Origin of the sequence: Nocardia mikamii NBRC 108933, from assembly GCF_001613505.1 — a bacterium.
GTDB classification, from domain to species: Bacteria; Actinomycetota; Actinomycetes; order Mycobacteriales; family Mycobacteriaceae; genus Nocardia; species Nocardia mikamii.
Genome location: NZ_BDCM01000021.1, coordinates 25,090 through 46,286, shown reverse-complemented (window position 1 = coordinate 46,286; position 21,197 = coordinate 25,090). Strand labels below are relative to the sequence as shown.

Annotated in this window: 26 protein-coding genes; 10 read left to right on the top strand and 16 right to left on the bottom strand. The window is 68.3% G+C overall.

What is annotated here, in order from left to right; translation table 11 throughout:
• The first annotated feature begins 26 nt into the window (after positions 1 to 26).
• Entirely contained in the window at positions 27 to 701 is a 675-nt protein-coding gene (locus tag NMI01S_RS28895) for a TetR/AcrR family transcriptional regulator (protein WP_063001869.1), read from the top strand.
• Positions 702 to 851: 150 nt separating this feature from the next.
• On the top strand, positions 852 to 2,150 hold the full coding sequence (locus NMI01S_RS28890) for a D-arabinono-1,4-lactone oxidase (RefSeq protein WP_063001868.1): 1,299 nt from the start codon (positions 852 to 854) through the stop codon (positions 2,148 to 2,150).
• 66 nt (positions 2,151 to 2,216) lie between these two features.
• Here the strand turns inward: NMI01S_RS28890 and NMI01S_RS28885 are convergent, their stop codons facing one another.
• From NMI01S_RS28885 to NMI01S_RS28840, 10 genes are all read right to left on the bottom strand, one after another.
• The gene (locus NMI01S_RS28885; RefSeq protein WP_063001867.1) at positions 2,217 to 2,798 is read right to left on the bottom strand and encodes a hypothetical protein; all 582 of its coding nucleotides are present in this window, start codon (positions 2,796 to 2,798) and stop codon (positions 2,217 to 2,219) included.
• A gap of 138 nt (positions 2,799 to 2,936) precedes the next feature.
• Positions 2,937 to 3,509 (bottom strand): DUF6286 domain-containing protein, encoded by a 573-nt coding sequence (locus NMI01S_RS28880; protein ID WP_063001866.1) that lies wholly within the window; start codon positions 3,507 to 3,509, stop codon positions 2,937 to 2,939.
• The gene (locus NMI01S_RS28875; protein WP_063001865.1) at positions 3,506 to 3,856 is read right to left on the bottom strand and encodes a hypothetical protein; all 351 of its coding nucleotides are present in this window, start codon (positions 3,854 to 3,856) and stop codon (positions 3,506 to 3,508) included. Before NMI01S_RS28875 ends, NMI01S_RS28880 begins: the two co-directional genes overlap by 4 nt.
• On the bottom strand, positions 3,853 to 4,041 hold the full coding sequence (locus NMI01S_RS28870; protein WP_030515548.1) for a hypothetical protein: 189 nt from the start codon (positions 4,039 to 4,041) through the stop codon (positions 3,853 to 3,855). Before NMI01S_RS28870 ends, NMI01S_RS28875 begins: the two co-directional genes overlap by 4 nt.
• 1 nt (position 4,042) lies before the next feature.
• Complete coding sequence (locus NMI01S_RS28865; RefSeq protein WP_084513371.1) at positions 4,043 to 4,558, bottom strand: Asp23/Gls24 family envelope stress response protein; 516 nt, start codon at positions 4,556 to 4,558, stop codon at positions 4,043 to 4,045.
• 99 nt (positions 4,559 to 4,657) lie between these two features.
• Entirely contained in the window at positions 4,658 to 4,981 is a 324-nt protein-coding gene (locus NMI01S_RS28860) for a hypothetical protein (protein WP_245717074.1), read from the bottom strand.
• On the bottom strand, positions 4,978 to 5,358 hold the full coding sequence (locus NMI01S_RS28855; RefSeq protein WP_063001864.1) for an Asp23/Gls24 family envelope stress response protein: 381 nt from the start codon (positions 5,356 to 5,358) through the stop codon (positions 4,978 to 4,980). Before NMI01S_RS28855 ends, NMI01S_RS28860 begins: the two co-directional genes overlap by 4 nt.
• Positions 5,355 to 5,939, bottom strand: coding sequence for an anti-sigma factor family protein (locus NMI01S_RS28850; protein WP_218021144.1), 585 nt, complete (start codon positions 5,937 to 5,939; stop codon positions 5,355 to 5,357). Before NMI01S_RS28850 ends, NMI01S_RS28855 begins: the two co-directional genes overlap by 4 nt.
• Positions 5,930 to 6,496 (bottom strand): RNA polymerase sigma factor, encoded by a 567-nt coding sequence (locus NMI01S_RS28845; RefSeq protein WP_084513365.1) that lies wholly within the window; start codon positions 6,494 to 6,496, stop codon positions 5,930 to 5,932. Before NMI01S_RS28845 ends, NMI01S_RS28850 begins: the two co-directional genes overlap by 10 nt.
• Positions 6,497 to 6,641: 145 nt before the next feature.
• On the bottom strand, positions 6,642 to 7,463 hold the full coding sequence (locus tag NMI01S_RS28840; RefSeq protein ID WP_063001900.1) for a helix-turn-helix domain-containing protein: 822 nt from the start codon (positions 7,461 to 7,463) through the stop codon (positions 6,642 to 6,644).
• 102 nt (positions 7,464 to 7,565) lie between these two features.
• Between NMI01S_RS28840 and NMI01S_RS28835 the strand changes: the two genes are divergently transcribed.
• Entirely contained in the window at positions 7,566 to 8,105 is a 540-nt protein-coding gene (locus NMI01S_RS28835; protein WP_063001863.1) for a YceI family protein, read from the top strand.
• A 118-nt stretch (positions 8,106 to 8,223) separates the two neighbouring features.
• On the opposite strand, the gene NMI01S_RS28830 is transcribed toward NMI01S_RS28835, so the two are convergent.
• Positions 8,224 to 9,105 (bottom strand): LuxR C-terminal-related transcriptional regulator, encoded by an 882-nt coding sequence (locus NMI01S_RS28830; RefSeq protein WP_063001862.1) that lies wholly within the window; start codon positions 9,103 to 9,105, stop codon positions 8,224 to 8,226.
• A 70-nt stretch (positions 9,106 to 9,175) separates the two neighbouring features.
• Between NMI01S_RS28830 and NMI01S_RS28825 the strand changes: the two genes are divergently transcribed.
• The 3 genes from NMI01S_RS28825 (at position 9,176) to NMI01S_RS28815 (ending at position 12,994) form a co-directional block, all read left to right on the top strand.
• Positions 9,176 to 10,837 (top strand): AMP-binding protein, encoded by a 1,662-nt coding sequence (locus NMI01S_RS28825; protein ID WP_063001861.1) that lies wholly within the window; start codon positions 9,176 to 9,178, stop codon positions 10,835 to 10,837.
• Positions 10,837 to 12,540, top strand: a complete 1,704-nt coding sequence (locus NMI01S_RS28820) for an AMP-binding protein (protein WP_063001860.1) — start codon at positions 10,837 to 10,839, stop codon at positions 12,538 to 12,540. The genes NMI01S_RS28825 and NMI01S_RS28820 overlap by 1 nt, the downstream gene beginning before the upstream one ends.
• A gap of 262 nt (positions 12,541 to 12,802) precedes the next feature.
• Complete coding sequence (locus NMI01S_RS28815) at positions 12,803 to 12,994, top strand: hypothetical protein (RefSeq protein ID WP_030515537.1); 192 nt, start codon at positions 12,803 to 12,805, stop codon at positions 12,992 to 12,994.
• Positions 12,995 to 13,118: 124 nt separating this feature from the next.
• On the opposite strand, the gene NMI01S_RS28810 is transcribed toward NMI01S_RS28815, so the two are convergent.
• Positions 13,119 to 14,126 carry an AraC family transcriptional regulator gene (locus NMI01S_RS28810; RefSeq protein ID WP_063001859.1) on the bottom strand — a complete coding sequence of 336 codons (1,008 nt, stop codon included), beginning with the start codon at positions 14,124 to 14,126 and terminating at the stop codon, positions 13,119 to 13,121.
• 220 nt (positions 14,127 to 14,346) lie between these two features.
• Here NMI01S_RS28810 and NMI01S_RS28805 point away from each other — a divergent pair, with 220 nt between their 5' ends.
• On the top strand, positions 14,347 to 14,739 hold the full coding sequence (locus tag NMI01S_RS28805) for a VOC family protein (RefSeq protein ID WP_084513370.1): 393 nt from the start codon (positions 14,347 to 14,349) through the stop codon (positions 14,737 to 14,739).
• On the opposite strand, the gene NMI01S_RS28800 is transcribed toward NMI01S_RS28805, so the two are convergent.
• Entirely contained in the window at positions 14,721 to 15,461 is a 741-nt protein-coding gene (locus tag NMI01S_RS28800; protein ID WP_245717073.1) for a helix-turn-helix transcriptional regulator, read from the bottom strand. The genes NMI01S_RS28805 and NMI01S_RS28800 overlap by 19 nt on opposite strands.
• Before the next feature lie 145 nt (positions 15,462 to 15,606).
• Between NMI01S_RS28800 and mscL the strand changes: the two genes are divergently transcribed.
• Positions 15,607 to 16,068 (top strand): large conductance mechanosensitive channel protein MscL, encoded by a 462-nt coding sequence (gene mscL, locus NMI01S_RS28795; RefSeq protein WP_063001857.1) that lies wholly within the window; start codon positions 15,607 to 15,609, stop codon positions 16,066 to 16,068.
• A gap of 19 nt (positions 16,069 to 16,087) precedes the next feature.
• On the opposite strand, the gene NMI01S_RS28790 is transcribed toward mscL, so the two are convergent.
• Entirely contained in the window at positions 16,088 to 16,660 is a 573-nt protein-coding gene (locus NMI01S_RS28790) for a TetR/AcrR family transcriptional regulator (RefSeq protein ID WP_063001856.1), read from the bottom strand.
• A 129-nt stretch (positions 16,661 to 16,789) separates the two neighbouring features.
• On the opposite strand from NMI01S_RS28790, the gene NMI01S_RS28785 reads away from it, so the two are divergent.
• Both NMI01S_RS28785 and NMI01S_RS28780 read left to right on the top strand, forming a co-directional pair.
• Positions 16,790 to 17,749, top strand: a complete 960-nt coding sequence (locus NMI01S_RS28785) for a serine hydrolase (RefSeq protein ID WP_063001855.1) — start codon at positions 16,790 to 16,792, stop codon at positions 17,747 to 17,749.
• Positions 17,750 to 17,941: 192 nt separating this feature from the next.
• The gene (locus NMI01S_RS28780) at positions 17,942 to 18,703 is read left to right on the top strand and encodes a 3-hydroxyacyl-CoA dehydrogenase (protein WP_063001854.1); all 762 of its coding nucleotides are present in this window, start codon (positions 17,942 to 17,944) and stop codon (positions 18,701 to 18,703) included.
• 49 nt (positions 18,704 to 18,752) lie between these two features.
• Here NMI01S_RS28780 and NMI01S_RS28775 read toward each other — a convergent pair whose 3' ends face one another.
• Positions 18,753 to 20,258, bottom strand: coding sequence for an alpha/beta fold hydrolase (locus NMI01S_RS28775; protein ID WP_063001898.1), 1,506 nt, complete (start codon positions 20,256 to 20,258; stop codon positions 18,753 to 18,755).
• A gap of 125 nt (positions 20,259 to 20,383) precedes the next feature.
• On the bottom strand, positions 20,384 to 21,175 hold the full coding sequence (locus NMI01S_RS28770; protein ID WP_063001853.1) for a thioesterase family protein: 792 nt from the start codon (positions 21,173 to 21,175) through the stop codon (positions 20,384 to 20,386).
• Positions 21,176 to 21,197 lie beyond the last annotated feature (22 nt).

Below are 21,197 nucleotides of genomic sequence, written 5' to 3'. Positions count from 1 at the left end.
ATCCCCGAACTTGGTAATATCGCGGTGTGAATCACGCCACGGCCGCTCCCGCTCCCCGGCGCCTGCGCGCCGATGCCGCCCGCAACCACGCGCGGATCCTCAGAGCGGCCAGAGAGCTGTTCGCCGATCGCGGCCTGGAGGTGACCCTCGACGACGTGGCCGAGGCGGCCGGCGTCGGCGTGGGCACGGTGTACCGGCGCTTCGCGAACAAGCAGGAGCTCATCGGAGAGGTCTTCGACCAGACCGTCACCGATATGGCCGAGGCGACCGAGGCCGCCTACGCCGACCCCGACACCTGGCACGGCCTGACCCGGCTGTTCGAGTGGAGCTGCGAACACATGGCCAGCAACCGCGGCTTCGGCGAGGTGATGCTCGAGCTGCCCGACGCCATGGAGCGCTTCGTCTCGGTCCGCGAGCGGATCAAGCCGATGGTCACCCGCTTGTTCGACAAGGCCGTCGCCGAGGGTGTGCTGCGCCCCGGGATCGCCGCGTCGGACTTCTTCGCGATGATCAACATGGTCGAGGCGATCGCCAGCTTCGCCAAGCCGGTGAACCCCGACGTCTGGCGGCGTTACATGGGCATCGTCCTGGACGGCGTGCGTGGCGATTGCATCCCGCGGCAGCCCCTGACGGTTCCACCCCTGAACGACGACGACGTCGACAACGCGAAGGAAGCCGTATTCGCCTGCCGCAGAAAATAATTCCTGTCCGGCACCGTGCACCCGCCAACGTTACCGAGCGAACCGCCCGCAACGTAAGTGCTCCGCCCGCGATCACGGCCGTGTGATCGGACAGGTTCGCGCTCGAACGAGGGCTGGCGCACAGTTCGGCCATGTTCTAAAGTTGGACGCATGACCAATTCGTGGGTGAACTGGGCCGGCGATCAACGGTGCGCGCCGGCGACCTACGCCGCTCCCCGCACACGCGACGACGTCGCCGAACTCCTGGCCCGGGCCGAGGCCGAGGGCCATATCGTGCGCGTGGCCGGAGCCGGACATTCGTTCACCGACACCGTGCTCACCGACGGCACTCTGCTGCAACTCTCGCAGCTGAATCGGATTCTGCAGGTCGACCGCGCCACCGGCCTGGCGCGGGTGGAGGCGGGGGCGACGCTGAACGAGCTGAGTACCGCCCTGCATCCGCTCGGCCTGGCCTTCCCCAACCTCGGCGACATCGACGTCCAGTCGATCGCCGGGGCGACCGCGACCGCGACCCACGGCACCGGCGCGGCGCTGCAGAACATATCCGCCGCACTGCATTCGGTGGAACTGATGCTCGCCGACGGGAGCGTGGTCGAACTCGACGAGCGCAGCGATCCCGACGGCTGGCGCGCGGCCCGGGTGAACCTCGGCGCGCTCGGTGTGGTGACCGCCGTGACGCTGCAACTGGTGCCGTCGTTCGTCCTCGAGGGAATCGAGCGGCCCGTTCCGGTCGAGGAGGTACTGACCGATCTCGACGAATTCGTCGACGGCAACGACCATTTCGAGTTCTACATGTTCGCGCACAGCCCGCTGGCGATGACCAAGCGCAACAATCGCGTCCAGCTCGCCGAACAGCCCCGCGCGAAGGCCGTGGACTGGTTCGCCGACATCCTGATGTCCAACCACACCTTCGACGCGCTGTGCCGCCTCGCGCGCCGGCAGCCGAACCTGATCCCATGGATCCACCGGGGCGCGGCCTATGCCGGCAGCTACCGCCGCCAGATCGACCGATCCTACCGAGTCTTCGCCTCCCCCAGGCTGATTCGCTTCACCGAGATGGAATACGCCATCCCGCGCGAATACGCCGTCGACGCCATCCGCGACATCAAAGCCGTTGGGCAGCACTTCGATTCGCCGATGCCGACCGAGGTGCGGTTCGTGGCGCCCGACGACGCGTTCCTGTCCCCCGCCGGAGGTCGCGACACCTGCTACATCGCCGTGCACCAATACCGTGGGATGGACTACGAACCGTATTTCCGTGCCTGCGAAGCGATTTTCGATCGCTACCACGGCCGCCCGCACTGGGGTAAGCGCCACTTCCAGACCGCGGAAACGCTGCGCGGACGCTATCCGGAGTGGGATCGCTTCCAGGATGTGCGACGGCGACTGGACCCGAAGGGGCGCTTCGCCAACGCCTACGTCGAGCGGGTTCTCGGCCCCCTCGACTGAACGGACTGCCTCGACCGGCACCGGGAAACGGTGGCGGCGAGGCTGTTTCGCCCCGTGGCGCGGCCGCTATCTCGCCCGGGCGGTGCGACCGCGATCGGCGAGCCGCAATTCCAGCGACACCGGCACGACATCGACCTCCAGCGCCTGCCGCAGCCGGCCCACCGCGTCGGAGAGAATGCGCCGGCGCAGCGCGGTCAGATCGGCATCGGGCTCCGCCGTGACCACCAGGTGCAGTTCCGGTGCGCGACCCGGACCCGACAGCCTGGCCTGCGCCGACCGCACCTCCGGATAGGACTCGATATCGGTCGCCACCGGGGCGGCCGCGACATTCGAATCCATCAGCGTCTCACCGGAATTACCGACCGTGCCGATATGCCAGCGCATCCGCGCCGGCAGCCGCACGAACTGGGCGGCCAGCCACCGCAGCGCCGCCAGGCCCACGACCACCGCACCCGCCACCACTGCCACGAACACCCACTGCGACGGCTCGGCGGTGCCGGGTACCAGCGGCGCGTCCCGATCGACCCAGTGCAGCACGCCGGCGTACGCGAGAATGCCATAGGCGCCCGCGAGGATCAGCGCCAGCCCGATGAGCGCGAGCAACGCCCGATTGAGCCGTGCGGGACGATTGGCCGAGCTCGAACTCACAACACCTCCTGTGTACTGCGGGACACCCGCACCCGGTCGGTGTCACGAGCCGCTGCGCGATTGTCGCTCACAACACCTCCTGCGACCTGCGGGACACCCGCACCCGGTCGGTGTCACGAGCCGCTGCGCGATTGTCGCTCACAACACCTCCTTGCGAACGTGCACTCGTTTGTCCACCCGCTCCGGCTGCTGCGCCGCGCGCAGGCGGGTGCTGACGGGAGGGGTGGATTTCGGGGCGATGCGGGCCAGGCGATCGCCGACGGCGGCCGTGACCGTCTGCTCCAGATCGGCATGGTCCGGGTGGGCGGCACGGCCGCTGACCCGGATGTTCTTGCGGCTGCGGCGAACTCGCGCCGCTTCGAGCCCAGCGACCGAAGCCGCCGCATCGTGCAGGGCGCCGTCGAGACTGCGCCGGGTGATTCCCGCGTCCATCCCTTCCTCGGCGTCCAGCGCTTCCACCACGCGCCGGCCGGGCAGCAGCGCCGCGAGCAACAGCACCGCACCGAGCACCACCAGTACGATGCCGGCACCGAGCACCCAGTAGCTGTGCCAGGTCGTGTCGTGCAGACGCACCGCGATGCTGTGGTAGGACACCAATTCCTTCGCGTTGCCGAGGTTCTGGATCAGCGACACCACCACGAGAACCGCGATCACCAGCAGCGCCACCGCGACCAGTACGGCCGGTGTGATGCGCCGGGGCCTGCGGTTCATCGCAACCCCCCGGCGGGTTCGATCGTGTTGACCAGTTCGGAGACCTCGATGTCCACGCGCGGAACGACCAGTCCGGACAGTTCGTGGGTACGCCGCATCAGGTGCTCGCGGCACGCCTCGGTGACCACCGCGACCGGCGTCGGATAGCTGACCGGCAGGCGCACCCGCAGCACGGCGGTATCGGCCGTGACGCGCGCGGAAACCTCGGGGGCGGCGGCGACACCGTCGACCTCACGCGCCGCCCGGGCCGCCAAGCGCCGTACCGTACGTTCGGACACCGTGGTGCGCCCCCGGAACTCGGCCGCGGAGAGCAGCGACGCGGGCGCCGTCTCCGCGGCGGCGCTCATTTCCGGCCCCGATCCTGCGCCGAACGGATCAGGCCGGACAGGTCGACATGGCCGTCGAGCCAGCGGCCGATCACCAGTCCCAGCGCACCGAAGATCAGCACCACCGCGAAGGCCCCGAAACCGCCGAACGCCGCGGCGAACCCGAGGGAGAGACCGAAGATCAGGCAGATCGTGGTGGCGTTCATATCACTGCACCCGGTCGCGGGTCGGCGGCTGATCCTCGTCCTCTTCGATGAAGACGTCGTTGACGTTGATGTTCACCTCGACCACCTCGAGTCCGGTCATCTGCTCGATCGCGGTGATGACGTTGCGGCGCACCGCGCGAGCCAATTCGGCGATGGACACGCCGTATTCGACGACGATCTCCAGGTCCACCGCCGCCTGCGTCTCGCCGACCTCGACCGAAACCCCTTGTCCCACACTGGCCGAAGCGCCGGGGATGCGATCGCGGAAGGCGCCGAACGCGCGCGCCGCGCCACCGCCGAGGTTGTGCACCCCGCGCACCTCGCGGGTCGCCAACCCGGCGATCTTCTGGACGACGGCATCGGCGATGGCGGTGGTGCCCTGATCGCTGACGAGCGCGCTGCTGGTCCGGGCGGGTGTTTTGGCCGGGGCTCCGCCCTGGCCCGCACCGCCCCCGATGTCCTTGCCCGCCTCGGCCTTGGCGTTCTCCGCGCCCTTACCGGCTGTCGTGCTGGTCATGATTACCTCCAGTTCAGTTTCCTTGCGGTACAGCGGATAACGAACCTTCACTAGCTACGACCCCGCCGGCGGCGAAATGTCACGGGCGAGACCGATGATCTAGGTAACCGCGGTGTCGAACGCTTCCGCGTCCAGATCGGTGACCACGATGCGCAGCCGCGCACCGGCCCACCGGGTGGCGGCCTGCAGCTCGCCCACGGCCGCGGCGAGCTTGTCCAGCAGCGGCGGCAGCGGCAGTGCCGAGGCGATCACGCGGATCTCGACGACCTCGGCACTCACGTCCACCGCCGACCGCGGGCCCAGCCGCGGCACCCACTCGGCGAGGTCGACGCCCGACGGCACGGCCGGACGCAATCCCGCCACCGATTCGATCGCCGCGACGATGTCGCCGGCCAGCTCGTCCTCGCTCACGGCCGCCGTCACAACGCTCCCGGTGCGATATCGAGAATCGCCACCGACACCGCGTCGACGAGCATCCCGGTCTGTTGCGCGACCATCCGGACCACCTCCTGCTGTACCGCCTGCCCGACCTCGCCGACCTGGCATCCGCCCCGCACCGACAGGTCGACCTGCACCTTCAGCCAGCCACCGCTGTGGCGGACGCGCACGCCCGCACCGGGTGCGATGTCCTGGCTGCTCCACCACTGCCGTCCCGTCCGGGCCAGATGGCCGAGCAAACCGAGGACACCGGGCTCCAGCCGCGCCACCCCGGGAACCGAGGCCGCGGCCCGAGCCGCTACTGCAGCGATTACCGCATCGGAGGCGATATATTCCGCTCTCTCCGCGAATCCCGCGCTCACGGCTCCTCCTGGTAGACGTCCACCACGGTGATGTCGAGCCGCTCCAGCGCCAGACCGGCGCGGGCCGTGGCCGCCGCCCGCACTCGTTCGCGCACCTGGGGAACGACGCGTTCGACCGCGGTGTCGCCGTGCCGCAGCGAGATCGACAGCGCCACCGTGATCGCGTGATGGCCGTCGGGATCGGCCCTGTGATCGTCGATGCGGCAGCTGCGGGCGCGCACACCCGGCACGGTGTCGGCGGCATAGCGCAGCACCGCCGCGATGGCCTGCTCGCTCACCTCGATCGAGCCCGGATGCGGCGTGGCAAGGCTCACCATGCGTCCGCGCCGGACCTCGGCCCGCACGGCCGACATGATCCGGTCGAACATCGCGGGCGGCGGTGGATCCGGCTCGTCGACGAGTTCGCGGGTGGCGGCGCGCAGCGTGAGCAGACTCTCGCGCGCGGCCGCGCAGTGCGGGCACTCCGATTCGTGTTCGTCGGCCAGCCCCGCCTCCACGGCGTCGAGCCGGTCCCACACCTGTTCGACGCTGCGCCCGCAGGGCAGCGTGTAGTCGCTGTCGGTCATCTCCTTCAGCGCCACGGCTTCATCACCTCCGCCAATTGCGCCCGGGCTCGGGCGATCCGCCCCCGAACCGCGGTGGTGTTGGTGCCGACGATCTCGGCGATCTCCTCGTAGGAGCGGCCGTGCACCTCCCGCAGCAGCCAGCAGGCACGCTGTTCGGGAGTCAGCCGCTGCAACGCCGCGGTGAGCGCGGCCATCTCGCTGTGCACCTGTGCCGCGTGTTCGGGCTGGGTCGCACGTTGCGGCGATTCGGTGGTGTCGGGATCCACGTCGGCGCGGGCCGGACGCGACCGGATGACGTTGAGGCAGCGATTGGTGGTCATCCGGTACAACCACCCCGAGAAGGCGCTGTCGTCCTGCAATTGAGCCAGGCGGCGCCACGCGGTGAGGAACACCTCCTGGATGACGTCCTCCGCCTCGGACCGGTCGGCCAGCATCCGCGCCGCCAACCGGAACATCGCTCCCTGATAGCGCAGCACCAGTTGCTCGTAGGCCCGGACATCGCCGTCACGTGCGCGCCCGGTCAGGGTGGCGTCGTCCAGCGCTGCCTCGGGTGCCGTTGCCGCCTCGGTCACACAGCACCTCCTCCGCTGCTCGAATCGATAGACACCGGCCGGCAGGAATCCTCACGTTGGATTATGCGTGATCGGCGTCTCACGAGTCGCGGACCGCGGATTCCGTGTCCGGATCGACAGCTGAGCGGACTCGGTCGCGCGGAGGTTATTCGTTGACCAGCCGTAAGGCGGGAGTGCGCGCGGCGCGACGGTCGACCAGCCACACCTGCACACTCTGATCGATTGCCGGACTGAGGGTTTGGATCTCGACCTCGACCTCGCCGCGTTGCGGATGGTCGATGTGCAGCGCACCGGACCGGAAGTCGGTGACCCGGTGTTCGCGCCATCGGCAGGAGAATTCCGGAAATCGGTGCAATCCCTGGATCAGCGCGTCGAGTCCGGGATCGTCGGGCCAGTGTGTGCGCGCCGAGCGCAGCGTCGACACCATCATCTCCGCGGCGACCGGCCAGTCCCGCCATCGCTGCGGCGCCTGCGGGTGCGCGAAGAAGTAGGTGGCCAGATTGTGTTCGGCGACCTCGTCGAGCAGACCCAGCGGTTCGGCGAAATCGCGCCACGCGGGATTCCAGGCGAGAATGTCGAGCCACCGGCCCGCCACGAAGGCCGGGGTGGGATGCATCACATCGAGGACGGCCTGCACGGTGTCGGTGACCTGTTCCCGCGCCTGACCCGAGGAGGGGCACTCGCGCGCGTGTTCCATCCCGACCGCGAGATTGCCGAAATGGTGACGTTCGACCTCGTTGAGCCGCAGCGCCTCGGCGAGCGCACCCAGCACCGCCATCGAGGGGTTGGTATCGCGGCCCTGTTCGAGGCGGGCGAGATAATCGACGCTCACCCCGGCCAGCGCCGCCACCTCTTCGCGCCGCAGTCCGGGGGTGCGTCGCCGGCGGCCGACCGGCAGCCCGACATCCTCGGGTTGCAACTGAGCCCGCCGCGCGATGAGAAACTCGCCGAATTCCGATCGTGCCACCACACCATCCTGTATCTGTCCGGGCCTCCTTATCCACGCCCTGGCAGTCCCAGGATAACCGCGGTGTGGCTAACCGGACCACGGTCCGCAAATCTGGTGGACATGACCACTTCCGAGCAGACCACTCTCGCTACCGGTTCCTGGGCCCTGGACCCCGCCCACTCCTCGGTGAACTTCACCGTTCGCCACCTGGGCATCTCCAAGGTCCGCGGCCGCTTCAACAACTTCGAGACCAGCTTCGTCGTGGACGCCTCGGGTGCGGCCACCATCGAGGCCACCATCTACCTCGACTCGTTCGACACCGGCAACTCCCAGCGTGACGAGCACGTTCGCAGCGCCGAGCTGCTCAACGTCACCGATCGCCCCACCCTGCACTTCAAGGCCGTCGAGCCGGTGCGGGTCGCCGAGGAGTTCGAGGTCACCGGTGAGGTGACCCTCGGCGGCGTGACCAAGCCCGTCACCCTCGACGTCGAGTGGGGCGGCGTACAGCCGTTCGCGGACGGCAGCCGCCACGCCGGATTCACCGCCACCGGCACCATCAAGCGCAGCGAATTCGACGTCGCGCCCGGCCTGCCCACCGCCATGCTCAGCGACAAGGTCGCCATCGAGCTCGACATCCAGCTCGTCGAGCCGCAGGCCTAGTCCACACCGATCACGGTCACACCGCCGCGGCCGCACCGCCGGGCGGAACACCGCATCTGCCGGTCCGGTTCTCCGGGCCGGCAGTCGCGTATCCGCGGTCGATCAGCGGCCGGCAGCATCACGGCAGCAGACCGCGGCGACGCGCCCGGACCACCGCCTCGTGCCGGGTGTGGGCGCCGAGTTTCGTCATGGCACTGCGCAGATAACTCTTCACCGTTTCCGGGCGCAGCGAAAGCCGCTGCGCCGCTTCGCTGTTCGTACAACCGAGCGCGACATACGACAGCACGTCCAGCTCGCGCGGGGACAGTCCGGGCGCGACGTCCGCGGCCGGGGGCTCATCGGACCCGCCCATCAGGCGCACGAGGGTGTCCGATACCGCGCGCAACCGCTTGCGGGCCTCAGCGTCGGTGAGTGTCTGCGCAATCCCGCGCACCTCGGCGTGCAAATCCCGAAGTTGTTCCGCGACAACGGTATCCGGAGCGAGACCGGGGGTGACCTCCGCGGTCGCGCGCGCCGCCGCCTGCAGGCGCAGCCGCCGGTCCACCTCGTCGCGCACCGCGAGTTCCACCGCCAGCCGCCGGCTCGACCGCAGCACCAGCTCCGCGATCCGATCGCCGATCGGCCCCGGTTCGCGACTGGCGACGTAGAGCACGGCCCGGGAACTCCCGTCCACCACGACCGGTACCCCGACCACCGCACGCAGCCCCTCCATCGAGACCGGCGCGTCGTAGTGATGAGTGATGGTCGCCGCCGCCCGATAGTCCGCGACCGAGGTCGGACGCCGGCTCGCGACGGCCGCGCCACCCACCCCCGAGGTCGGCGAGACCACCAGTCCGCGCATCGCGGCGGTACGAGTGCCGAAGAACTCGCTCAGGATCAGCGCCCCCTCGCAGACCTCTCCCCCGAATACCACCGGCATCCCCGACAGAGCCGAGACCTGCCGCAACTCGGCCCGCAACGCATCGGCGTCACGCGGGCGGAGCAGATCGGCGGAGGCCATCGGCGCTACCCCTTTCCGGGGGTGGTGGAGAGCAAAGTGTGACGTGAATCCTATATCCGTGAGCGCGAGTATGGGCCGGGTCCGGCCGGTCAGTTATACGCACGGGGTATGGGATGCGCCGCTACTGGGCGAGACGATCGGGGCGAATCTCGATCGCACGGTGGCCGTCCACGGTGATCGAGACGCACTCGTCGACCGGGTGACCGGAGTGCGCTGGACCTACCGCGAATTGGCCGCCGAGGTCGACGCCGTGGCTCTCGGACTGCTGGCGTCCGGGATCGGCAAAGGCGATCGGGTCGGCATCTGGTCGCCCAATCGCGCCGAGTGGACGCTGGTGCAGTTCGCCACCGCGAAGATCGGCGCGATCCTGGTCAACATCAATCCGGCCTACCGCAGCGAGGAAGTGCGCTACGTCATCACCCAGGCCGGGATCCGGATGCTGATCTCGGCGCGGGCGCACAAGAGCTCGAACTACGCGGAGATCATCGGCCGGGTGCGGCCCGAATGCCCGAAGCTGGAGCGGGTGGTCCTGTTCGACAGCGCCGAGTGGGAGGCGCTGGTCGCCGCCGGTCGCGCCGCCGATCCCGCGCGCCTGGCCGAGGCCGGAGCGGGACTCGCCGCCGACGATCCGATCAACATCCAATACACCTCGGGCACAACGGGTTTCCCCAAGGGTGCGACGCTGTCGCACCACAACATCCTCAACAACGGCTATTTCGTCGGCGAATTGTGCGGCTACACCGAGGCCGACCGGATCTGCATCCCGGTGCCGTTCTACCACTGCTTCGGCATGGTGATGGGCAATCTGGCGGCGACGAGTCACGGTGCGGCCATGGTGATTCCGGCGGCCTCCTTCGAACCGCGGGCCACCCTCGCCGCCGTCGCCGAGGAACGCTGCACCTCGCTGTACGGGGTACCGACGATGTTCATCGCCGAACTGGCCGATCCGGACTTCGAATCCTTCGACCTCGGTTCGCTGCGCACCGGCATCATGGCCGGCTCACCGTGCCCGGTCGAGGTGATGAAGCAGGTGATCGAGCGGATGGGCATGGCGGAGGTCTCCATCTGCTACGGCATGACCGAAACCTCGCCGGTGTCGACGCAGACCCGGCGCGACGACACCATCACCCAGCGCACCGCCACGGTCGGCCGGGTGGGCCCGCACCTCGAGATCAAGATCGTCGATCCCGATACCGGGCTGACCGTCCCGCGCGGTGAACCGGGTGAGCTGTGCACGCGCGGATATTCGGTGATGCTCGGCTACTGGAACGATCCGGACAAGACCGCCGAGGCGATCGACTCCGCCCGCTGGATGCACACCGGCGATCTGGCCACCATGGACGACGACGGTTACGTCGCGATCACCGGCCGGATCAAGGACATGGTGATCCGCGGCGGCGAGAACATCTATCCGCGCGAGATCGAGGAATTCCTCTACACCCACCCCGATATTCTCGACGCCCAGGTGGTCGGGATCCCGGACCCGAAATACGGTGAGGAATTGGTCGCCTGGATCCGGATGCGCGAGGGCGCGGCACCATTGGACGCGCAGACGCTGGCTCAGTTCTGCGGCGGTCGCCTGGCCTATTACAAGATTCCGCGCTACGTCCACGTGGTGGAGGAATTCCCGATGACCGTCACCGGCAAAGTGCGCAAGGTCGATATCCGCACGACGTCGGAGCGCCTGTTCGGCGTGCGGGAGCTGGATCAGCAACAGACAGGAGAGCAGTGATGACGTCCAACACCGAGTTGTATCGCCAGGCGCGCGACCGGCTGGTCGAACTGGCGACCGACTACGACACCGCGGTGCGGACGTTTCAGTGGCCCCGGCTGACCGGCGCGTTCAATTGGGCCGTGGACTGGTTCGACGTGATCGCGCGCGGCAACGACCGCACCGCGCTGTGGATCGTCGAGGAGGACGGCAGTGAACTGCGGGTGAGTTTCGACGAGATGGCGCGGCGCTCGGATCGAGTGGCGACCTGGCTCGCCGAACTCGGTGTGCGCCAAGGTGATCGGGTCATCCTGATGCTGGGCAACCAGGTCGAGCTGTGGGAGTCGATGCTCGCCGTCGCCAAACTCGGCGCGGTGGTCATGCCCACCACGGGCGCACTCGGACCGGCCGATCTGATCGACCGGATCACCAGGGGCGAGGTGCGTTTCGTCCTCACCAACGCCCGCGACACCGCGAAATTCGACGAGGTCCCCGGCGACTACCGGCGCATCGCGGTCGGCGGTCCGGTCGAGGGCTGGCACGACTACGCGGCGGCGGCCGCGGTGGAGTCCGCGGGCCCCTTTCCCACGGTGACACAGGTGGGCGATGAACTGCTGGTCTATTTCACCTCCGGCACGACGAGCAAGCCGAAGATGGTGCAGCACAACCAGACCAGTTATCCGGTCGGGCATCTGAGCACCATGTACTGGATCGGCGTCCGTCCCGGCGACGTGCATCTCGCGATCAGCGCGCCGGGCTGGGCGAAGCACGCCTGGAGCTGCTTCTTCGCGCCCTGGATCGCCGAGGCGACGATCTTCGTCTACAACTACGGCCGGTTCGACGCCGAGGCGCTACTCGGTCAGCTCCGCCGCGCGGAGGTCAACACCTTCTGTGCGCCACCGACGGTGTGGCGCATGCTGATTCAGGCCGACCTCGGCGAGCGTCCGTCCGGACTGCGCGAAATCCTCGGCGCCGGCGAACCGCTCAATCCCGATGTGATCGCCCAGGTGGAAACCGCCTGGGGACTGACCATCCGGGACGGATTCGGCCAGACCGAAACCACCCTGCAGATCGCCAACACGCCCGGACAACCGGTCAAGGCCGGCTCGATGGGCCGCCCCATGCCGGGTGTGCCCGTGGTGCTGGTCGATCCCGTCACCGGCATGCCCGCCGAGGAGGGCGAGATCTGCCTGGATCTGAGGGCCCATCCGGTCAACCTGATGAACGGCTATCTCCAGGATCCGGAACGGAACGCGGCGGTGATGGAGGGCGGCTACTACCACACCGGCGATGTGGCGGCCCGCGACGAAGACGGCTACATCACCTATATCGGCCGGACCGACGACGTGTTCAAATCCTCCGATTACAAGGTTTCGCCGTTCGAACTCGAAAGTGTGCTGATCGAACACCCGGCGGTGGTGGAGGCCGCGGTGGTGCCGCAACCCGACGACACCCGCCTGGCCGTCCCCAAGGCGTATGTCACGCTGGCCGCCGGCTGGGAGCCGGACCGTGAAACCGCAAGGGCCATACTGGAATACGCGCGCGATCACCTCGCACCGTACCTGCGGGTGCGGCGGATCGAATTCACCGAACTGCCCAAGACGATCTCGGGCAAGATCCGCCGCGTGGAACTGCGGCAGCGCGAGGAGGCCGCCCATGCCGCCGGCACCGGCATCGCCCAGGAATTCCGCTACGAGGACGTTCTCGCACAACCGACCGTTTAGCGGTTCGCCACAGCTTTGCCGATGAGTTGCTCGCCGCCGGAGGCTTGCCGGCGGCGCTACACTTTCGGTGAATAGTTTGGTCGAAACCGCCTGCGGGTAGAGAATTCTCACGCAGATTCCTCGCGGCCGTCGAAATGTGAAAATGGCACATTTGCCCGGATGTGGCGCGTTCGGCGCTGGCCCGATTGTGACAGCGTGACAAGACTGACAAAGTACGCGCAGCGCGTTCCGGATGTGTAGCTACGACCGATGGGAGAGCACCGTGTTGTACACCTTCGAAACCGCCACCCAGTACGTGATCGCCGAACTGGAGGCCAAGGGCACGGCGACCCGCGAAGACTTCGATGTACCGGCCATCGTCGCCACCTCCCACGCCATCGCCGAGAGCTGGGATTTCCAGGCACTGGACCGGCATACGTTCTGGAGTATCGCGGCGAGCAATCTGCGGGCATAGCGCAGCGCGGTGCCGCTCGATCACCCATCTCGGCGTCGGTCGCTACACCCGCACGCCGAGGCCGGTGATCGAGCGAAGCGCTCCGCGGCTACGCGGCCCCGCGATCAGGGGCGCGTCCGGTGAACTAGGCCTGACAGTCGGCCGATCCCGCAGTGCGCGTGTGCGCCACCATCGACCAGCGCCGCGCCGCACGCCGCATCGAGCCGGCGTCGGCATAGCCGAGCAATGCCGCCTGCCGCTCCCGGCTCAGCGGTCCCGCGGCCTGGGCCCGGGCCAAGCGGGCCCGATCCAATTCGCGCCGCCACGTGGTCCCCGCCTCGGACAGCCGCCGCTGCAAGGTGCGCGGACTGATGGCGAGCCGCCGCGCCACCTGCTCGAGCGACACCTCGCCCTCGGCGAAGGCGTCGGCCAAGGCCCGCGAAACACGCTCCGGCCACGCCGAAGCCAGCGGCGGTGGCGGCGGCAGCGCCGCGGCCAGCGGTTGCAGCACATCCGCGAGGACCGGATCGGCGGTGGTCAGGGGCAGATCCATATCGGCCGACCGAAAGGTCATCGAATCCACCGGAGCATCGAATTCCACCATTGCCGAACCGAATACCTGCGCGAACGTGTCCAGGCGACGCGGAGCCGGTTGCCGCAGCGCTACGCGAACCGGGTCGAACGGCGCGGCCACCACGCGGCGGGCTCGGGTCAGCACGGCGACCAGCCCCCACAGTTGCACCAGTTCGCGGCCGCGACCCTCGCCCTCGATCATGTCCAGGTACAGCGTGGTCTCCGCCTCGTTCTCCACCACCAGATCGAAACGGTGATTGGTGGTCACGGCGGTGACGTACGGACCGCAGGTCGCCAGGCCGGCGCCCACGGTCGGCGCACTGGCGAACAGATAGTCGTAGAGCCGGGTGGCGGCCAGCTGATATCTGCTGGCGACATGCAGCGCCACGTCGGGATCGTCGAGCCAATTCTCACCGATCTCCCACAACCGGGAAAAGACCCGCGCGGGCACGTGAACGCCTTCGCCGGCCAGGGTCCATTCCGGTAGTTCGCATTCGCGCAGCAGTCGGTCACGATCGATCCCGGCGTCGGTCATCTGCGAGATCACGAAACGATGCAGCAATGTCTGGTCGGTACCCATATCCCTCCTGCCCTCATTCGCGTCCCCGAACACGTTGGGGGAAACGCTAACCACTCCGACCAGCGTTCCGACCTAATTTCACTCCGATTGTGGTGGTCAGCACGTCGCGGTAATAGATTGATCCTGGTCACCAGGCTTTCGATCCCGAATTGTGACAAACCCAGCCACGCCGTCCGATTCGTTCAAGACGGCACTGCCGGCGGCGCTCTACGGTGACGCCATGGCACCTCAACTCAACGCAATCGGCGTGGTCGTCTCCGATCTGACGGCCGCACTCGGCTTCTACCGGCGGCTCGGTCTCGAATTCGGCGAGGTCGTCGGTGGTGGGCACGTGGAAGCGCAGCTACCGGGCGGATTCCGCCTGATGCTCGATTCCGAGGAGAACATCGCCCGCGACGTCGGCGGCGATCGGCACTGGAACGCCGCGGCGGGCCGGATCGGATTGGCCGTCGAATGCGGTTCGGCGGCCGAGGTCGACGCGGTATTCGACGATCTGGTCGCGGCCGGATACCACGGGGAGACGAAGCCCTTCGACGCCGTATGGGGCCAGCGCTACGCCACCGTGCACGACCCCGACGGCAACGGCGTCGACCTCTACGCGCCGCTGGGCTGAGCGTCCTCGAGACGCGCGGCGGCCCCTCGGATACCACCGGGAGATCGCCCGGTCAACGCCCGGATCTCCCGGGTCATATGGGCCTGATCGGCATATCCGGCCAGCGCCGCGGTCTCGGCGAAACCCACGCCGGTGTGAGTCAGATCCAGAGCCCTGCGCATCCGCAGCACGCGGACCAGCATCTTGGGCCCGTATCCGAAGGCCGAGACCGAGAGCCGATGCAGCCGCCGCGCCCCCAGACCCAGCGCGTCGGCCGTGGCCGCGACCGTCTCCCCCGCATCCAGCCGGCGCACGATCTGTGCCACCACCGGGTCGGGCGGGGCGGTCGCCGCCGCACAGCGCCGGGCCACCTCCTCGAGTCCGCACAGCGGGTCCGGCGCCGCGGCGACCACGTCGGCCATGACGCGGGCCCGCCGCGACGACCACAGCTCGTCCAGCTCGGCGCGGCGATCCAGCAGTTCCGGCGCACGCACGCCGAGCAGCGCCGGAGCGGTGCCCGGCGCGAAGCGAATGCCGTACACGGTCTGCGCGGCGGCGCCGCTGCGGTAGGCGCGGGTGTCCGGCCCGGCCACCACCAGCCGGCCGCCGAGCCACAACAGATCCATACAGCCGTCCGGCAACACCGTGGCCGACTCCCCCGCCACCTCCCGCTGCCACACCATCGCGCCCGCGGACGCCCGCGAGCGGCGTTCGCGATAGCACCCCGGCGAATTCTCGGCCACGCCGGAAAGGTTATCGTCCGGGACCGACGGATTCGGATCCGAACGCGTGATCGAGCCCACAACGAGTTGCTGCTGGTTCGCTGCTCGCCGTTAGACTGCCCGTCCGAGACAGCGTTGATGTGTTCGGATCGATCGTGAGGCTGACATGCTCAAAGGGTTCAAAGACTTCCTGATGCGCGGCAACGTCATCGAATTGGCGACCGCGGTGGTGATGGGCACGGCCTTCACCGCGATCGTCACCTCGGTGACGAAGGGAATCGTCGAGCCGCTGCTGGCGGTCGTGGGCACCAACGGGCAGCTCGGATTGGGCGTGCAACTGGTCGCCGGGAAACCGGCCGCGTTCATCGCCATCGGACCGATCATCAGTGCGGCGATCAATTTCCTCATGGTGGCGACGGTGTTGTATTTCGTGCTCATTCTTCCGATGAACACCTTGCAGAAACGGTTCAGCCGCAAGAAGAAGGCCGTTCCGACCCAAACGGAATTGCTGATCGAAATCCGCGATCTGCTCGCCGGCCGCAACGAGAACGCGACCACCGACGCCATCGTCGACACCGACGCGACGGAAGCGCAGCGCCGGGTGGCCGAGATGGTGCACGAACGCTGAGCCGGATAACCTGTCGTCGCTACATTTTCGCTCCGACGAAGTCGACGGTGGCGACCATCTGCCGGGCCAGCTGTTCGGGATCGGCGCCGCCGAGTTCGGAGTCGGTGAGCGCGCCCTCGCGCCACAGCGACGCGAAGCCGTGCACGAGCGACCAGGCCGCCAGTTCGGTCGCCGGTCGCGCGGATTCCGCGACGCCCAGGTGAGCTACGCCGGAACGCAACTCCTCGCCGGAGACGGTGCGCGCAGCGATCAGCTCCGGATCGTCGGCCCGTAGCAGATCGTGGCGGAACATGACGTCGAAATGCCCGGGATGGCGACGCGCGAAGCGGATGTAGGCGACCGCCATGTCCCGGAAATCGTCGCGGGCGCCCCGCAATTCGTCGGCCAGCAGCTCGTGTCCGCGGATCGCGAGCGCGGTGAGCAAACCCTGCCGATTGCCGAAATGGTGGGCGGGCGCGGCATGTGAGACGCCGGCGCGCTGGGCCAGCGCTCGCAGCGACACCGCGTCGACGCCGTCGGCAGCGATCTGCTCGGCCGCCGCCGTCAGCAGCGTGGCCCGCAGATCTCCGTGGTGGTAGGAGCTCTTGGTCACCCGACGATCGTGGCGCAGGGACCGGGTCCGCGTCCACCAACACGCCCGACAGCGACCCCACCGTGAACCGACAGCGTTCTACCAACCGGCCCTCGAGCTGTACACAGCTGCGCGCGGTTTCTGGAAAGTATGAACACTCCGTCCGGCCGGCGGCGCCGCGTACTGGCTGTCGTGGCATTCGCTGCGGTACTCGCGATTTCGGGGATCGCGGTGGCACACGTGGCGACCGGAACCGCTGCGGCACACCCGGGTTCGGCCACCGTCGGCGAGTCGACCACCGTTGCGGCTCAGCCGATTTCGCCGAATCCGCTGGCGCAGCAGATGCGGGATGCGATCCTCACCGCCGAACCCGGCAGCCAGGTGGGCATCGACGTGGTCGACACGGTCACCGGGACGTCGCTCGCCGGACTGAACACCGACCAGCAGTTCTACACCGCTTCGGTGGTCAAACTACTGATCGCCCTCGACGAGCTGAAAAGTGGGAACTGGCAGCCGGATTCGGATACCGCCGCGCAGCTGTCGCAGATGCTGTCGGCCAGCGACGACGATATCGCCGACGCGCTGTGGGATACCCGCGGCGGCCCGGACATCGTGTCCCGCGTCGCGGCGGACATCGGACTCGACGCCACTCGGCCGCCGCAGGATCCGGCTCAGTGGGGCGAAACACTCACCACTGCGGCCGATGTGGTGCGAATCTATCGCTACATCGGCGCCGAGATCCCGCAGCCGGCACGCGATCTGATTCTCACCGCGCTGCACCGGGCGAGTGCGACCGCCGCCGACGGAACCGATCAGTACTTCGGCATCCCCGACGCCCTCACCGGGACGGATTGGGCGATCAAACAGGGCTGGATGACGACGGACGACTCCACGACACTGAATACGACCGGCCTGGTTTCCACCGACCCGGCCCAGCCGGGCCGCTACGTGGTCGTCGTGCTCACCACCCAGCCGGCCGGAACCGCGTGGACCACCGGCGGCGCGGCCGTCACCGCCTTGCGGCAGACCCTCGCGGCGACCTCGGCGGTTGCCGCCGCCTCCACCGAAACTGTAACATGTTCTAAATTCTGCGCAGTTGGCGACAAGTAGCGAACTCGGCAGAACATCAAGGTCGCGCGACCGATCCAGAACGTTCTGGTTGAATCGCTGTGAGCTGGTATAACAAAAGAACCGACTGCGGATCGCCTCCTGCTCCATCATGAGCAGCAAGGCGAATCGCTATTTACTTATGGCTGGTGCGGCGGTTAGTCTGACGCCGATACCGATCAGAAAGGACCTCGTATGAAGCTCGAGAATGCGGTCGCCGTGGTCACCGGTGGCGCGTCGGGTCTGGGCCTGGCCACGGTGAAGGAACTGCACGGCCAGGGCGCCAAGGTGGTGATCATCGACCTGCCCTCGTCCAACGGGGAGGCGATCGCCAAGGAGCGGGGCGACGGTGTGGTCTTCGCCGCGACCGACGTCACCGACGAGGAGCAGGTGAGCGCCGCGCTGGATGCCGCCGCGCAGCTGGGCACCCTGCGGATCGCGGTGAACTGCGCCGGTATCGGCAATGCGATCAAGACGGTCAGCAAGAAGGGCGCGTTCCCGCTGGCCGACTTCACCAAGATCATCAATGTCAACCTGATCGGCACGTTCAACGTGATCCGCCTGGCCGCCGAGCGCATCGCCGCCACCGAGCTCGAGGGTGAGGAGCGCGGTGTCATCATCAACACCGCCTCGGTCGCGGCCTTCGACGGTCAGATCGGCCAGGCCGCCTACTCCGCCTCCAAGGGCGGCATCGTCGGCATGACCCTGCCGATCGCCCGCGACCTGGCGAGCGTGAACATCCGCGTGAACACCATCGCGCCCGGCCTGTTCCACACCCCGCTGTTCGCCACCCTGCCCGAGGAGGCCATCAAGGCCCTCGGCGCGCAGGTCCCGCATCCCGCCCGTCTCGGCGACCCCGCCGAATACGCGGCCCTGGCCCGCCACATCGTGGAAAACCCGATGCTCAACGGCGAGACCATCCGCCTCGACGGCGCGATCCGCATGGCGCCGCGCTGATTTCGTCTGCACACAGGCCCGGCTTCCTCGGAAGCCGGGCCTGTCCGTGCTACGGCTCAGCTCGGCTGTCGGGCGCGCACACCACGTCGGTCGCGGGTAACAGGCCGTCGGCGAAATACCCGTTGATCGCCGCGCCGACGCAGCGACTGAGACCGGGACGGAACGTCATGTGAATCCGCACATCCGCCAGTGTGACGAGGCGGGACGCGACCAGATCGCGATGAAGTGCGAGGGCGTGATCGTAGGGCGTGCGGGGGTCGCCGGTCGCCTGCACGATCAGCGCCGGAACCGAATTCCGCACTGTGGTAATGCTTTCCACGGGCCGGGGCCAGAAGGCGCAGGGCTGAATGTTCGCCGCCAGCGCGCCGAAGATCGGCTGCGTGGCGCGGCGTTGTTCGATCTCCGCCCAGTAGCGCACCGGATCCTCGGGCGCGGCATCGTCACCGCAGGCGACGAACGCCAGCGCCGAATCCTCGTATTGCCGAAGGGAATCCAGCGTGTCGGTCAGCCAGGGCGTGTGGACGGCCGGTGGCGTTGCGCCGGTCGCGGCCCGCAGTTCGGCGACGGTGTCGGCCATCTTCTCGTTCAGCCGGAAGTTGCCCAGCAGATTGTGCAGCAGGAACGGCAGCCAATGATCGTCGATGACGAAGTCGTTCACCGTAATAGGCTGCCGGGCAATGTCGTTCATCAACTGCTCGACCGCGGCGCGTACCTGCGCGGCCGTCGTGCCGAAGTGATAGTCCGGGTCGCGACGAGCGGCCCACCCGGCCCAATCGTCCAGTGCCGCTTCGTCGGCGGCGCCCCAGTCGTGCACCATCGCGTTCCAGTATCGATCGGGATCGATCGCACTGTCGAGCACCATGCGATCGACCGACCGCGGAAACATCTGCGCGAACACCGCGCCCAGATAGGTGCCGTAGGAGACTCCGTAGTAGCTCAGCGACGGTTCTCCGAGGACGCGCCGGATCACCTCCATATCGCGCGCTGTGTTGCGGGTCGTCAGTTGCCGCAGTGAGGCGGAATCACCTGTCAGACAAGCCATCGCCAGACGCGCGGCGCGGGCGGTGTCGGTGAGGAATCCGGCCGGTCCGACGCCGGCGGACCGGATCATCTCGCCGATCGGCCAGCCGCAGGTCCGGCCGCCGTCGGAGCGCCCGACGCCGCGGGGGTCCATTCCGATCAGGTCGTACTGGGCCCGGACCTCCGGCGCGAGAACATCACCCAGCAGGTCGACGGTGTCCAGCCCGGAGGCTCCCGGTCCGCCGGGATCGGCCAGCAGGACACCACGCCTGCGGTCCGGATCGGTCGCGGGCACCCGGGATATCGCGATGTTCAGGGTGCGGCCGTCCGGATCGGCGTAGTCCAGCGGGACCCGCACCGCCGCGCAGGATCCTCCGGCGGCGTCCAGCGTCTCCACTGCGCAAGGCTTCCACTTCGCCTGCTGCCGGTAGAAGCGGTCCATGCCGGTGACGGGCGACGGGACTGCCGCGCCGGACGTGACGAGCACGGCCGCCACCGCCAGAACCGCCGCTCCCCAGCGAAACACCCTCGACATCACCAGGTTCCAGCGCCACACTCGTCCACGTCGCCACGGTAGCCGAGGGATTCGGAGTCGCCCGTGGCGGGAAGCATAGGGTGATCGGGGCGCGATCACCGAGGCCCGGCGCCGCGAGCCGCCCGCTACCGGTTCCCGATCAGCAGGGTCTGGGTGCCGCGGCCGACCGGTCCCTTCTCGTCGTAGAGCCGGGATTCGGCCATCCCGATGCCGTCGCGTTCCGGATAGGTGACCGCGTCCAGGCAGACCCACTCCCCCATGGGCTCACGATGCAGTGTGACGGTGAGGTCGGTGTTGATGAAAAGGTAACGCTCCCAATCCAATACCGCACTCACACCGTTTCCGGAGTCGGCTGCCGCGAGGATCCGCTCCAGTGGGCTCGGCGTGGTTCCGGCGACGATCGGATACCGCAGCTTGATCCAGCACACCGCCGGCCCGGGCTGCTGGAAGGAGCCCGCGACGAAGCGGTAGTCGATCCCGGTATGGAATCCGACGGGCTGGTCGCTGGGGAACTCCCCACTGTGCGGCACGGTCTCCGGCCCCGGATACGCGCCGGCCGCGACCGCATCCGCCGGCACCTCGATTTCCGGATCGGCCACCCGCAACCGCCACGCGTTCGCCTTCAACACCGGTCCGCGGTCGGTGGCGACGGTGGCCTCGATCAACTCCACACTGCGCCCCGGCCGCACCACCCGCGCCTCGGCCCGCAGCGGCGCGATGGGAACGGGCCCCAGAATTTCGACCGCCACGCGGCCGACCCGGAACCCCGGCCGCGGCTCACAGCGCTCGATCACATGCCCGAGCAGCGCCGACGGCGGCCCCGCGTGCTGCGCGTCCGGCGACCACGGACCGCGGGTCAGCTCGGTGGAGTGGAACAGCGTGGGATCCGAGGGATCGGGTCGATAGAAGGCCTCCATGGATCCTTACTACCGCACGGCA

What these genes read in the sequence shown, in the direction of transcription:
- NMI01S_RS28820 (WP_063001860.1), top strand. Translation starts at nt 10,837, where the DNA reads ATGACGTCCAACACCGAGTTGTATCGCCAGGCGCGCGACCGGCTGGTC.
- NMI01S_RS28775 (WP_063001898.1), bottom strand. Translation starts at nt 20,258, where the DNA reads ATGTCGAGGGTGTTTCGCTGGGGAGCGGCGGTTCTGGCGGTGGCGGCC.
- mscL (WP_063001857.1), top strand. Translation starts at nt 15,607, where the DNA reads ATGCTCAAAGGGTTCAAAGACTTCCTGATGCGCGGCAACGTCATCGAA.
- NMI01S_RS28865 (WP_084513371.1), bottom strand. Translation starts at nt 4,558, where the DNA reads ATGACCAGCACGACAGCCGGTAAGGGCGCGGAGAACGCCAAGGCCGAG.
- NMI01S_RS28805 (WP_084513370.1), top strand. Translation starts at nt 14,347, where the DNA reads ATGGCACCTCAACTCAACGCAATCGGCGTGGTCGTCTCCGATCTGACG.
- NMI01S_RS28810 (WP_063001859.1), bottom strand. Translation starts at nt 14,126, where the DNA reads ATGGGTACCGACCAGACATTGCTGCATCGTTTCGTGATCTCGCAGATG.
- NMI01S_RS28870 (WP_030515548.1), bottom strand. Translation starts at nt 4,041, where the DNA reads ATGAACGCCACCACGATCTGCCTGATCTTCGGTCTCTCCCTCGGGTTC.
- NMI01S_RS28890 (WP_063001868.1), top strand. Translation starts at nt 852, where the DNA reads ATGACCAATTCGTGGGTGAACTGGGCCGGCGATCAACGGTGCGCGCCG.
- NMI01S_RS28825 (WP_063001861.1), top strand. Translation starts at nt 9,176, where the DNA reads ATGGGCCGGGTCCGGCCGGTCAGTTATACGCACGGGGTATGGGATGCG.
- NMI01S_RS28880 (WP_063001866.1), bottom strand. Translation starts at nt 3,509, where the DNA reads ATGAACCGCAGGCCCCGGCGCATCACACCGGCCGTACTGGTCGCGGTG.
- NMI01S_RS28835 (WP_063001863.1), top strand. Translation starts at nt 7,566, where the DNA reads ATGACCACTTCCGAGCAGACCACTCTCGCTACCGGTTCCTGGGCCCTG.
- NMI01S_RS28830 (WP_063001862.1), bottom strand. Translation starts at nt 9,105, where the DNA reads ATGGCCTCCGCCGATCTGCTCCGCCCGCGTGACGCCGATGCGTTGCGG.
- NMI01S_RS28780 (WP_063001854.1), top strand. Translation starts at nt 17,942, where the DNA reads ATGAAGCTCGAGAATGCGGTCGCCGTGGTCACCGGTGGCGCGTCGGGT.
- NMI01S_RS28785 (WP_063001855.1), top strand. Translation starts at nt 16,790, where the DNA reads ATGAACACTCCGTCCGGCCGGCGGCGCCGCGTACTGGCTGTCGTGGCA.
- NMI01S_RS28875 (WP_063001865.1), bottom strand. Translation starts at nt 3,856, where the DNA reads ATGAGCGCCGCCGCGGAGACGGCGCCCGCGTCGCTGCTCTCCGCGGCC.
- NMI01S_RS28770 (WP_063001853.1), bottom strand. Translation starts at nt 21,175, where the DNA reads ATGGAGGCCTTCTATCGACCCGATCCCTCGGATCCCACGCTGTTCCAC.